Consider the following 12,965-nt stretch of genomic DNA (forward strand, 5'->3'; position numbering starts at 1 on the left):
GGAGTGCCCAGCACTCCTATCACTGTTTGAGGACCACTGACATCGAAAGAGGATGAAGCCCATGGGAAGCGCCGTATCGCTTGCAGATGTACATAAGGCCCAGATGCAGGTGAGTGATCTCAGATGGTCATACTGGATCGGTCATGTGTTTGGCACGTTCCAGTGGTGGTTTGTCCTCGTCTTTACCTTGCTGCTCATATACGCTTGGGTAAAGACCTTGCGCAGAGAAGCTCTAACAGAGGTGCTTCTCTTTGGGAGTCTCTGTTTCATCGTCATTACATTTCTCGACGTCCTTGGCGGGGAGGTTCAGCTCTGGGACTACGTATCGATGGTCTTGCCGTGGGGTGCAAGACTCATCTGCGTCGACGTTGACCTGGCGGTTATCTACATGGCCGTGTATCAGAAATACCGAGCTTGGGGCCCATTTATCCTCACCATTGTAATTCTGGCGCTGATTTTTGCCTTCGTACTCGAACCACTCAGCATCCGAATGGGCATCTATCAGCCATATGGATGGCGCCACATCTACTCTGTGCCATTTTATATCCTCATTCCAGCCGCCTTTAAGGCGCTGACCGACAGGGTCTCCCGGACAGCGAAGTCGGCACATTCTGTAATCTAGTGACCCGCCAGATGCCCGATGTGATGGGTTCACCTACTTATTCGCCTATTTATTCATTCTCTTTTAAACAATAAGCAAACCGTTTAAGATTGGTTTCGAAATCAGGCATCGTTTGATGTTCTTCCGCCTGTTTGACGCACTGGACCACCAAGGAGTTAAACGGGGTTAAAATCCCAGTCCCTTCGGCTTGTTTTGGAATCACGCCGTTGATGTAATCAATCTCAGTCGGTCTATGTCTTTCAAGGTCTTGCAGCATGCTTGCTCGAAGCAACCGGTGAGCTTTCAACAAGGTTCGAAAGGTTTGCACGCGGACTTCCACATCCTCGCTACTTTGCAGCTCGAGTGTACTCAAGTCAAATCCCATCATAGGCGCAAACCGCACTCCTTGTGCGTGAGCTACCTTGATGGTCTCATCAACGATATGGGCAGCAGCTCACGCGCTGATGTCGCTATCCAGCACATCAGCATAGGTTCCGTTCAAGGCCGCAGACAAACCACTGAAGGCTGCATTAATGAGTAACTTTGACCATTTGGTTCCGACGAGATTATCTGAGACATAGGTTCCTCCAACCACGTCCAAAATGGATTGCACGCGTTGAATGCGCTCTGTCAGGCGGCCGTCCAACTCGCCAATCTGAAACGCATGCTTTTTCACTTGTTGAACTTCAGAAGTCAGCAGTGCTTCTCCGGGTCCAATCAGTTCTGCACCAAACTCCACAGACCCAGCAATAACGCGCTGTCGACCGACGATGGCAGCCACATCTTCCTCGGGAATCCCATTTTGCAGCGAACAGACCACACTGTCTTCATTCATAAACGGCAGGATGCTTTGCAGTGCCGCGGCATTCGTGAGTTGTTTCGTCAGTAACAACACGAGATCATACACGCCGGAGAGCTCATCCGGGGTGACGGCTTTAACTGGTGCAGAAAAATTGGTTGTGCCTGATACTTTGGCACCTGAGTGGTTTAAGGCATCTACGTGCGCCTTGGTACGGGCAATCAGCTCGACGTCATACCCGCCCGCTGACAGATATCCGCCAATAATCGTTCCCAGTGCCCCTGCTCCTAAAACGGCAATTCTCATTTTCACCCGCCCTTTCTTGCTGGTCAACTTTCAGACATCCACTAGTCAGTCAACACTTTCCCACGTGTTTCCGGAAACGCCCAAACGAGAATTGCCATCACAACAAAGAAGATGGAGGCCGTAGACAACAACGTTCCAAACCCTACAGTAGCAGCCAGAGCCGCAACAACCAACGGCATGAAGAACGTGAGGCCGCGGCCAATATTGAAGACGCTATTGGAAAGTGTGCTGCGGACCGGGCCTGGAAAGACCTCGTTAAAAATCGGCCCTACAACGGCTGTACCGCCTCCACCAAACCCGATGAAGAACATACAGATGAGCAAGACCGCAGTATTGCCGGTCCAAAACAACGTGATTGGGATAACCGCTGCTGCTTCAATAATCTTATACACCGCAAGCACCTTGCGCCGTCCGTACCGGTCGGCAATGAAGCCTGTTGATGTGTATCCGAGGAAGCCGCCGATATTTAAGAGGATCAACCACAGTGCACTATGGCCAATCGTCATATGGCGCTGCGTCTGCAGATATGTAGGAAACCAGGTAGTGAGCAGCCAATAACCGGTGAATTCCAGGGTCATCAAAATCAGTGCAGCCAGTGCAAACCATGGCGTTTTACCTTCGAAGACAAGGCGCAACGGAACACGTGCGATCTTACCCGTACCACGGTTTTGCCACACGTCCGATTCTGGAATACTGAATAGTACTGGTAAAACAATCAGAAGTGCGATGAAGGCCGTTCCGAACGTGAACCGCCAGCCGATATGCGGTGCCACAAACGCACCAACGATATACGCGAGAATAATGCCGACTGACAAACCCGAATGCATCACAGCACCAAAGCGTCCCCGCAGCTTTGCAGGTACCGTTTCTGCCAGCAAGCTCTGTCCGACACCCCACTCCCCGCCAACGCCAAACCCGGTGACGGCACGTGCGAAAATCATCCACCCATACGTATGCGTAAACATCATCAGGATGCCGCCGATGCTGTACAACGTGATGGTGATAATCAACGTTGGCTTCCGTCCAATCTTATCCGAAACAAATCCAAAGAATATGCCGCCAAGACCGGTAAACATGAGCGAAAGAGCAATCGCTTCTGCCGTCTGCCCGGTAGTAAAGTGCAGTTGTTTGCTCATTGGAATCATGAGGTACGTAAAGAGCACAAAATCGTAAAAATCAAAAATCCACCCCAACGTAGTCGCCATCAGAATACGACGATGTGTGGAGGTGATGTTGGACGCATCGCGCAGCATCATTCATCTCTCCCTGTGACTGTTCTGGATGCGTTTTCAATTATACTACAGGAGGTCCGACAGTGTCGGGTTGGCTGCCATTCTGTTTTGACGATTCACCTCGTAGATGCCACAGTATGGTACGACCTGTTCAGTCCGTCGCAAAAAAATCTCACCCGTACCTGGTGTATCGTCGCTGTATGTAGTGTAACTGACCCCTTGTCCATACTGAACTTAAGTAATCATCCTAAGTGATTCCGTAGACCCAAACGTTACAATGACAGTCATCTTCGCTTTTTTTTCCTCTTCCTTTGCTGTGTGGACGAACGTCTAGCTGCCTTGGTGTTTTCTCTCGTGGCTTCTGTGTTTTGAACAGTGGCTATTGTGTTAAGGTTGGTAGCCCAGTTATTTGCAATGGTCGCCCATGTATTTGCAATCGAGGCCAGGATTGCAACAGCTGCCACTGCAATGGCAGTTTTTCTAAGTCGGACCGCAGACGTTGTCTGGTCGCCACTGCTCTTTGTAGGCATAGACTCCTCTCCCAATTCCCTCGCAGGTACATGGTCCTGCGTTTACAGGTACATGGTCCTGCGCTTAATGGAAACGTTTGTTTCCCGCAACGTAGTATATGTCCAAGTAAGACGACTTGTGGGGGCGTTAGTACGGAAGAACATACCCATTGTTCTTGGCTGGGCCGAGCACCACAGGGAGCGCCTTAATCTGCATTTGAATGGATCACCCCGAACGTTTGACGGTGCCATTTATCGAGAATTACACGTACTGTGTCCTCGAAAGGAGTGTACACAAGTGGCTGCTAACCGAGCGAAGAACCGCGCGATTGATCGAGCAGAGATCATCAAATCCGAATGGACTGTCCTCGTCGGAGAATCCGCAGTCGCAATCGGCTCAATTATCGTCGTGCTTGGACTGATTCGTGCCTTTCGAGCGATAGTAAGAGAACACAGAATAATACATCAACTCCCGATCCCTCTTACATAAGAGAGTGCGAGTTCGTCTGCGAACCCGCACTCCATTTGGCTTGATTTTTACCTATCCCGTGTATCAAACTCCGGTGCATCAAACTCCGGTGCATCAGACCGCGATAAGCTGGTTCACGCGGCCGCTGGATAAACTATCTTTCTTCGCTGCGAAACAGACTTCCCACGTCTACCGGTTCGATCGCAACCGCTGCGGCCGGATGCACAAAATACACATACGCCTTCAGCGGTTTGTTATTCCCAATCACCTGATCTGCAACCTGCATGTACACAGAGACCTGTGCAGAGTATTCACCTGCCGTCACGTCTGCGTCCTTGAGTTCAATGTTGTCAGTTTTGTAGTCGACGAGCAGCCACATATCGTCGAGCTCTGCCAGACAGTCCATGACTCCCTGAACCGTGATGAAGTTACCGTCTGGAAGATCGATCCGATGGAAAAATGGCTGCTCCCGATACACTCGCTTTGCACCTCGGAGCATCGTCCCAAGCGCTGAATCCAAGAAGTTGACAACGTCTTCGCTGTCCACTGAATCCGCAACCTCAGGTGCAATGAGCCCTGCATCACGGAGTCGCTTTAACTCGTTGTCCACGGCACTGATATTCGGCGTCGTTGTGAGGTCCAACACCTGCATCACGCTGTGAAACGCGAGTCCCCGTTCCCGACCCGTGACTCGGCGCTGTTTGACCCACGATGGATCTTCCAGCAGGTGCTCCGCTGAAGATCGGGTCTGAAACACTGCCGACTTTGACGAACGATGCCGAGCGCTCCACAACCGTCTGAGTTCAGTGGCAGAGATTTTCGCAGGTGGAGATGTTGAAACCAGCTTGCTGTCCACAACCTTCGGCTCCCAAGTCAACTCCAAGGGAGACCGTTTCATGTCTGAACCGCGGCCCGTGGAATCATCGACGCCCTCGAACAGATGATATTCGGCGTCTGCCAGCACTTCCGTGACCTCTGTATCATCACCCTGACGCAGCGCGGAGATGAGGCGACTCGACCATGCATGCACAGGCATGACCCGCGGCCCTACGTTCTCAGTCGACCCCGAATCCGTCCCCGTTTCCCTGTTCCGCCTTTCACCGTGATCGACTCCGCCCTCATTCCCGGTTCTCGCCGCTTCGGCACTAGAACTGCCCCCTCTTTCTCCGGACCAGATGTGAACAAAGAGGTTCGGCTCTTGCGTTTCATCCCGTGTTGTGGAAAATTTCTCCGAAAACGACATGGGACCTTTCGCTCCACGTGCGTCATTGTCCACCGCAGATGCACGCAGGAATGTCTCAAATGTATCCGCACTCGCTCTATCACGCCAAAGCACAGGCAGCAACCAATCGAGCGGCGTTTTTGCCTTTTGCAGTGTACGCGTCGGCAACACAAAACTCGGTAATTCAGCTGCGGAAATTGCCCTCTGAATCGACTCTTGCAGCTGCCTTGTGGAGCCTACAAGAACCAATTGCTCCCTTGCCCGTGTTAACGCAACGTAGAGGATTCTCGCTTCCTCAGCGAGAAACTCCCTTGTTTCCGCCTCTTCGATCGCGATGGACGGCACGGTTCGCCACCTTTGGTCTGTCTCCGGGTCGATCCTCTGGGGTCCAAAGCCCATGTTTCGATGAAGCGGCAGTGCCCTTTCAATGGGATTTCGATAAAACTGTTTACCAAGGTCAGCGACGAACACAATTGGAAACTCCAGTCCCTTGCTTTGATGGATAGTCATGATCCGTACGACGTCTTCCGCCTCTGCGAGAGTACGGGCTTCTCCAAGATCGACCTCGTGTTGCAACAGTTCTCTCGCGTGCGTCACAAAACCGAAGACGCCATCCACCGAGCCACGATCAAAACTCCGCACGCGTTCGAGCAAGATCTGAACGTTCGCAACCCTGACGCGTCCGCCTGTCATGGCCGTCAAATAGTCGAGAATGCCTGTATCCTCGAGAATCTGAGTAAGTACCGCCTCCGTAGTCGCTCTTCGTGACAAGCGACGCCACTGGTTCAGTCGCTGCAGGAAGTCTCTCGTCTTCTGACTCAATTCCGGCGCTACTGCAAGGGCTGCGGCCGATTCCTTCGACACGGTTTCGTCTGCTCTTTCGTTTGACAGATCCCACAACTCAGTTTGCACGGCGACGGAGGAGTCCGGTGGTGCATCAGTCGTCGACTTCGCCGGACGATGGAGCGTCCGGCGAGTCCCATCCAACCGTCCGGCATCTGTCACTATGCGGACAGCGTCATAAAAGTTCCCTTTTGTCACCAGACGGATCTCGGCAAGCTCCGAATCCGTAAAGCGGAACATTGGCGAGCGCATGGTCGCGACGAGTTCAATCTCCCGCCTCGGGTTGTCTACGGCCGCGAGTACACTGAGTAACCACTGGATTTCGAGCGACCCGTAGAATCCCGTCGACGTGACCCCGTACGCAGGGATATCTTGTACTCGGAAGATATCGAGCAATGGACTCATCCGTCCTTTTACGGATCGCAGGAGTATCACAATGTCGCGGTACTGCAGAGGCCGGTAGTCACCAAGTTTTGCGTCCCAGACCTGACGATGCGAGCCGCCTGTCAACCCCATCCACTCCCGAATGCGTGCCGCAATTACCTTGCCTTCACGCTCAATGGCAAGGAGTTCATCACGAGAAACAGGCTCTCCGTCCACCTCTGCTCCCGTCACTGCAAGGAGGCCGTCCGCATCAGCATGGCCAAGGCCTTCTTCGCCTTCTGATTCCGCTTGGTCTCTGTCGAGAGAAGCCCCTCCTGCTGCAAACTCCGTTTGTCCGTCGTCCTCTGTTGGCTTCTCGGACACATTTTCTCGTTCGAGCAGGTGGACTTCAACGGCGCGACCTAGGTCATCGGATCGTCCACGATCAGGATATCGAGCGGCGTACTTCATTTGCGCCTCTGCATCATACGGCGCACCGCCAAACTCTTCGGAGAACAACTGCCCAAAGATAAAGTTGACCACGTTGACGACGTCGCGGCGGCTGCGGTAGTTTTCCGACAGATACAACGGGCGAAACGAAGGTGCCTCGTCACTGACAGTCCGTCCAAAGTACTTGTCCAGAAACAATCCAGGCTCAGCCATTCGAAAGCGGTAGATGCTCTGCTTTACGTCACCGACGACGAAGACATTGCCTTGTGGTCGGGCAATCGACGCCACAAGAGCATCCTGAATCGGACTCGTATCTTGAAACTCATCGACAAAGATCTCGACGTACTGCTCTTGAAGCCGCTGTGCCTCACCGGTTGTCTTGTCGGTTAAAACCTCATATGCAAAATGCTCGAGGTCATTAAAATCGAGCTGTCGTCGACGCTGTTTTTCAGCCATAAAAGCGGTTTGGAAGGCTTTTGTAACCAACACGAGCTGCAGGACGGCAGGTGCAAGCGCGGAAATATCTTCGAGCAAGGCGTCGGTTCCTCGCGTGACCACTTCAGTCAACGGTTTCAAACCATCCAGAGCTTGTTTGCGCAGTACCTGAACCTCTTCCTTCAACTGCAAAACCAGTTCGCTATCCGTTTTCTTTGCCCGCGGCGACTTTTGGCTCTGAAGGCCTACCAGACAGGATGCGACTTGTGACCAATCCGCCCGCAGGAGTGCTTGCATCGCCTCCTCAATAAGCGGGACAGCCTGGGTCAGGTTTTCCTGGTACGCCTGCAATTCTGCTGCGCCCTGAGAGAGATTTCTGGCTTCTTTCAATGCATCCAGGGCATCTGCGAGGATCCGTTGACACCACGCAGCAAATGCGCCGTACCAAGGGGTATCTACAAGAGATGCACCAACAGCCCGTGCATAGTTGTCCCCAATTGTATCGAGCCACATCATCGGCTCCGCTTGGCTTCGCGCAAACGTGTCGAGACGGAAAACCAGCTGAAACACGCCGCGCGGGTCCCCTGCACCAAACATGTCAATCATCTGCTGGAGGGCTTGTCGCTTCTCTGCACGGTCCGTTTGCCCTGTCCACGTAGAAGTCTCACCTTCTCGCGTCCCTTCTACTCCCCGACCGTTCCCGGCTTGTGCCAAGCCCTCCGTGGAACTTTTGGAACCATCCTGACCACCGTGAGTGTCATTTGCTGCCGGAATCAGACCATCCTCTATCACGCGTTCGAGTACCGCCGTTTTTAACAGTACAGCGTCCTCTTCACTGAGGATGTCAAAACCGGGATCAAGGTCAAGGCGAAGGTAGTTTTGGCGCACCACCTGCATGCAAAAACTGTGCAAGGTCGAAATCTGTGCCTGTTCCAGTTGACCAATCTGACGCAGCAATCGCCGATATTTCTCAACCTGTCCGGACGATGCGGCGGCTTGGGCTAATGCCTCCAGCCGATCGCCAACCCGCTTTCGCATCTCCGCAGCAGCTGCCTCTGTAAAGGTGACGACGAGAAGGCGGGTCAGATCAATCGCGGGTTCATCCACAACACAGCGGATTACACGTTCCACCAGGACCGAGGTCTTGCCTGATCCCGCTCCGGCAGATACAATCACGTTTTCGCCGCGCGAATCGATCGCAGCCTGCTGACTCTTGGACCATCGGGTTGCGATCTCAGCCGGCTGCTCACTCACTGGTTGCCCGAACGTTGTCTCGTTCGTCTCCCTTCGCATCTGGTCTTCCGCCATCACTCGCCACCCCCATCACGAACTTCAGTCCACTTGGCAAGTACCGCTTCTTTATTCAGCTTTTCAAGCTTACGCAGAGGACTGTGATCCCATCTGCTGTCAAACTGACAGACTGCTTGGAAGGAACACGTTCTACACGCAATGTCCTGCCTGTCCAATGCATATGGAGCAACGTCCACGTTTCCTTGCCGAATGCCTGCTGCGAGTTCCCGAACTTTCCCTAGTACAAACGACTCCATCGCACCCCAATCCGTCTCCCCAAGCACAGGCGCCTGCTTGGTGATGGTACCGTCTTTTTTATACATCTTAGGAAACAGTTCCGACTCCGCAGCCTGCGGCAAGCGATGGTCCATCCAGCCCAGCGAGACGCCGTCATCGCGCCACAGCCCACGCGCACGCATACGGCTGAGTGCCTTCTCAAACGCCTTCGATGCTTCCTCGGGCTGATTCTCCGTTTCAAGCTTTCGCACAAGCGGCAGATAAAAGAACCCTCCGGCTTCAGACCCTACACCGAACAGTTGCTCGCTGATAGCCTTCACAACTGCCGCATAGACAGCAAGCTGCAGTCGAAGGCCATGATAGACCTTGCCGAGATCGATATCCATGACCCGACTCTTGTAGTCAATCACCCGGAACCGATGTAGGCCGTCCTCGACTGCAACGTCGATTCGGTCAACCCGCCCGCGCACCTCTACAGGAGTCCCGTCGTGGAGTACGAACTCGTAGGCCTCGTAGGCCCCTGGCTCACTCGTGCCGAAAGCCACCTCGAGGTGCGCCGGAACAAACTTACTGTGCCGCGCATGCCGGGTCAGGCTAACGGCGGCCCGCCCGGCCACTTGCAGCGCTTCCAACGCTTGCTGTCTGCGGATGTGAGATCGCGACCAGACAGCAAACTGAGGCTCGTCCAAAAGCCTTCTGAACACCCGTTCCATTTCGAGCCTTGCCGTGGCATCGTCCATCTGTCGCCAAACGTCCGGTTGCTCGCGCCAATGCATGACAAACTCGGCTAAAGCAGCGTGAATCAAAGTTCCCCGCTCGGCTCGAGTCGCATCTCGTTCGGCCGGCTCTGACAGACGAAGGCCGTACTGCAAAAAGTGCCTGTACGGGCAACTCGCAAAGGTCTCTAACTGATACACGTTCACTTTCATTGGGCTGCCAAACAGGGCCAGTGTCTGTGCTTTTCCAAGTCGTTCGGCAACCGCACGGTGAACCATGCCGCGAAGAGCACTGTGAAGCTTTCCTGCATAGTCTCGGTGAGTCGCCAACCATCGGTACATTGCCGCAGTCCCAGCAGGCAGCGGCGTCCCTTGCCGCATGTCGCGAAGAGCAGATACCAACCACTGCAGTGCTGTAGCTGGCGTCCAAACGGCATTCTTCACATCGTCCACGACACCTTCGGCCAGCCACAGTGATGGCATGTCATCGGATCGGAATAGGGATTGTACGCGACCAATGAGGCTTGACGGGCGCAGCTCCTTCCCATCAACTCCTGCCATCGGGTAGCTCAAGGTCACCATCGCTGCTGCGCGCGTCAGCGCCGTGTACATGCGCCAGTGTTCTGCCAGTTGTCGCTCCGCTCCCGTGTCGCCAAGCCGCTGGCCAAACAGAACGCGAAATTGCATCCGCTCTTCGTCCTGCAACAGTCCACTGGAATGCATGCGCCTTGGAAGCGTACCGTCTGACAGTCCAATGACGTAAACGATAGGCAGGTGCAAAGCACTCGCTCGTTCCACATCGGTGACGATAACAGATGCCAATCCAGCAGGGACCGCACTGAGCGATTGAGATGAGATGTCCGTGCGGATACTCTCAAATAAAAATCCGCGTCGAAAAGCCCTGTCTGGCAGTGTCTCACAGAGGTCATTCAAGACCCCGAGAATGCGCTGCCAAGCTTGCTCGTGAACACTTGCGGAGTGTGGGTCCGCGGTATTGCTTTCATCAACCAGCCAGGCAGCCATCCTGCGTTTCGCCCGAACAGCTTCAAGAAGTCCCCAGATGGCCTCTGCCACTTGAAGGGGTGTGCATTCTGCGTTCATCAACTGATGAAGGAACGGGACGAGGTACATAGCAAGCTCTTGCCGCATCCGATTTGCCCGGTTGTCTTCAGACCGCGCCCTCGAGTCATCCGCTCTGTCAGAAGCCTTCTCAGCGTACCGCCAGTCAGATTGCCAATCATCTAGGCCGGCAATCTGATGGCGCACCAGGTACCCCTCAAGCCAGTCCGCATCTTCCCGGTCAACAGTGCAGAAGTCCGTCTTTAAAATCCGCAGTACCGCATTGGTTGAAAGTCCTTCATCGACAACAGCCAAAGATGCGAGGATGAACTTTGCCAGCGGATGTGTGCTGAGCGCCGGCGGATCAGCCATATCAAACGGAATCTCGTAGCGCGTCAATACTTCGCGAAGGATCGGCGTGTAATCGGCAAGAGCTGGGACGATGACCATAATGTCCTGAAAAAAATAACCGCCGTCGTACACCTGAGACAGGATGTCCCGGGCTATCCCTTCCGTTTCCGCCCGGATATTCTGTGCGGCCGCAAGGCGGACGATCCCTGGCGTTCCTTTGGCCGCAGCCGTAAACGGCTCCAGGCTCCGTGTCTCCGAGATGAGATTCTGCTCGAGGTACTGAAGCATTCCATGTGCTGCCTCGGAATGAGATACAAACGGAACCACTTTCACACTGAGTCCTGCCTCGGCGCAGTGGCTCAGCCACTCACGGTACAGACGCAGCGATTCGGGTGCGTAGACATCTCCTGGAAACGGGGTTTCTTCGAGCAGGTCCGTAAGGGTTGGCAAGTCTTGTGACAACGTAATCGGCGGCAGGTCTGTCAGCGTCACCTCATCTGCTGACTGAAACAACGGTAAGTCTGCCATCTCAGGCTGCAGAGACTGCAAAGACTGTAGAGACTGCAAAGACTGAACATCCTGAGGAAACCTGTCGGAGCGACGCTTCAGAGGCTGAACATCCTGAGAAGATCTGTCGGCGCCGGGCTGTGCTGCAAACCACACCGGATCTCCAGAAATCACAAGGGTGGTATGATCTGCCGCTTGGGCTAAACCGACTGAAAAGTACAGCTCGCGCGGTTGAAAATCGCGAAAGCCATCTATGTAAAGCGTCGCTCCATCGAGCATCGGACAGTGCGCAAGGTCGCCGTGAACCCGATCCATCAACTCGGACGGATCATACAGGTTTCGCTCTGCCAAAGCCTTCTGGTAGAGAAAGTAGAGTGTGCACAAATCGCCGAGCTTCCCGATCAATGTCCTTCCCGTATGGGCGTCATGCGGGTGTTCCATGGCATCCACCCGTGTTGAGGCAATTTGAAGGGTCGACTCCAGTTGCTGCATCGAGACGCGGTGCTCAGACATCTCCTCAAACGCCTCAAGAATGGAATCAAGAAACGACAACGTCGGCTTAGCCCTGTGCAACAATGTCAGTTTGTCCGCAGACTCGTTCAGGACCTGCGCAAGCAACAGTCGCTGTCCTGTCTGGTTGACAGGGTTTCCCGGGAGGGTCTGCATCGTCGCCTGTACACGCATCGCCAATCGCGGCAGTGACAGCACCTCAGCACGAACGGTCGAACCCACCATCTCCACAAGACGACGTTCCGCAGCAAAGGACACCGTCTCCGGTACAATCCAGAAAATTTTTCCGCCGAGTGGATTTTGCCGAACCTCCTGCGCAATCTCCTCCGCGATCCCCTGCGACTTTCCCGTGCCTGCCCGGCCAATCCACAGTTTCACGTTACCCATGCGACCCATCTCCCTTACTCCGCACAAACGTATGTTCTGTATACCATTCGCCGTCATCGAGCAATTTCCTCGCGCCTCCACCGTTTTCCAGACGCCTGAAGAAGATGGCCCCACAGGACACCTCCAAGAAAGGCTCGCAGGTAAGGTCTCGACTTAGCAGTGGGCTGGCCAATCCGTTAAGTCGCTCCGAGCGACTTAACTCCTCATTTTTTGCGCCTTAAGTCGGTTTCGCCGACTAAGCCAGAGCCAATCGGGGCAAATCGGGGCAAATCGGGCTGCCTTAGTCGCTTCCACCGACTTAGCAGGAGGCTGCGCGATCCGTTAAGTCGCTCCGAGCGACTTAACTCCTCATTTTTTGCGCCTTAAGTCGGTTTCGCCGACTAAGCGAGGGTTAATCGGGGCAAATCGGGCTGCCTTAGTCGCTTCCACCGACTTAGCAGGAGGCTGGCCAATCCGTTAAGTCGCTCCGAGCGACTTAACTCCTCATTTTTTGCGCCTTAAGTCGGTTTCGCCGACTAAGCCAGAGCCAATCGGGGCAAATCGGGCTGCCTTAGTCGCTTCCACCGACTAAGCAAGGGCCAATCGGGGCAAATCGGGCTGCCTTAGTCGCTTCCACCGACTTAGCAGGAGGCTGGCCAATCCGTTAAGTCGCTCCGAGCGACTTAACTCCTCATTTTTT

6 protein-coding genes and 1 pseudogene are annotated in these 12,965 nt (G+C 54.1%); 2 read left to right on the plus strand and 5 right to left on the minus strand.

From position 1 onward, the window contains the following. Positions 1-61 precede the first annotated feature (61 nt). On the plus strand, positions 62-622 hold the full coding sequence (locus AN477_RS08280; protein WP_054968697.1) for a hypothetical protein: 561 nt from the start codon (positions 62-64) through the stop codon (positions 620-622). A gap of 49 nt (positions 623-671) precedes the next feature. Here AN477_RS08280 and AN477_RS08285 read toward each other — a convergent pair. The 3 genes and pseudogenes from AN477_RS08285 to AN477_RS08295 form a co-directional block, all read right to left on the minus strand. Continuing rightward, a pseudogene (locus AN477_RS08285) lies at positions 672-1,706 on the minus strand (ketopantoate reductase family protein). Between the two features lie 41 nt (positions 1,707-1,747). Continuing rightward, on the minus strand, positions 1,748-2,959 hold the full coding sequence (locus AN477_RS08290; protein ID WP_054968698.1) for an MFS transporter: 1,212 nt from the start codon (positions 2,957-2,959) through the stop codon (positions 1,748-1,750). Between the two features lie 263 nt (positions 2,960-3,222). After that, complete coding sequence (locus tag AN477_RS08295) at positions 3,223-3,468, minus strand: hypothetical protein (protein ID WP_054968699.1); 246 nt, start codon at positions 3,466-3,468, stop codon at positions 3,223-3,225. A gap of 277 nt (positions 3,469-3,745) precedes the next feature. On the opposite strand from AN477_RS08295, the gene AN477_RS08300 reads away from it, so the two are divergent. Next, complete coding sequence (locus AN477_RS08300; protein ID WP_054968700.1) at positions 3,746-3,937, plus strand: hypothetical protein; 192 nt, start codon at positions 3,746-3,748, stop codon at positions 3,935-3,937. 133 nt (positions 3,938-4,070) lie between these two features. Here the strand turns inward: AN477_RS08300 and AN477_RS08305 are convergent, their stop codons facing one another. Both AN477_RS08305 and AN477_RS08310 read right to left on the minus strand, forming a co-directional pair. After that, the gene (locus AN477_RS08305) at positions 4,071-8,537 is read right to left on the minus strand and encodes a UvrD-helicase domain-containing protein (protein WP_054968701.1); all 4,467 of its coding nucleotides are present in this window, start codon (positions 8,535-8,537) and stop codon (positions 4,071-4,073) included. Further along, positions 8,537-12,286 (minus strand): PD-(D/E)XK nuclease family protein, encoded by a 3,750-nt coding sequence (locus AN477_RS08310; protein ID WP_054968702.1) that lies wholly within the window; start codon positions 12,284-12,286, stop codon positions 8,537-8,539. The genes AN477_RS08305 and AN477_RS08310 overlap by 1 nt, the downstream gene beginning before the upstream one ends. Between the last annotated feature and the right edge of the window lie 679 nt (positions 12,287-12,965).

Source organism: Paenalicyclobacillus ferrooxydans (genome assembly GCF_001399675.1).
Taxonomy (GTDB): domain Bacteria; phylum Bacillota; class Bacilli; order Alicyclobacillales; family Alicyclobacillaceae; genus Alicyclobacillus_B; species Alicyclobacillus_B ferrooxydans.

What these genes read in the sequence shown, in the direction of transcription:
- AN477_RS08310 (WP_054968702.1), bottom strand. Translation starts at nt 12,286, where the DNA reads ATGGGTAACGTGAAACTGTGGATTGGCCGGGCAGGCACGGGAAAGTCG.
- AN477_RS08280 (WP_054968697.1), top strand. Translation starts at nt 62, where the DNA reads ATGGGAAGCGCCGTATCGCTTGCAGATGTACATAAGGCCCAGATGCAG.
- AN477_RS08295 (WP_054968699.1), bottom strand. Translation starts at nt 3,468, where the DNA reads ATGCCTACAAAGAGCAGTGGCGACCAGACAACGTCTGCGGTCCGACTT.
- AN477_RS08305 (WP_054968701.1), bottom strand. Translation starts at nt 8,537, where the DNA reads ATGGCGGAAGACCAGATGCGAAGGGAGACGAACGAGACAACGTTCGGG.
- AN477_RS08290 (WP_054968698.1), bottom strand. Translation starts at nt 2,959, where the DNA reads ATGCTGCGCGATGCGTCCAACATCACCTCCACACATCGTCGTATTCTG.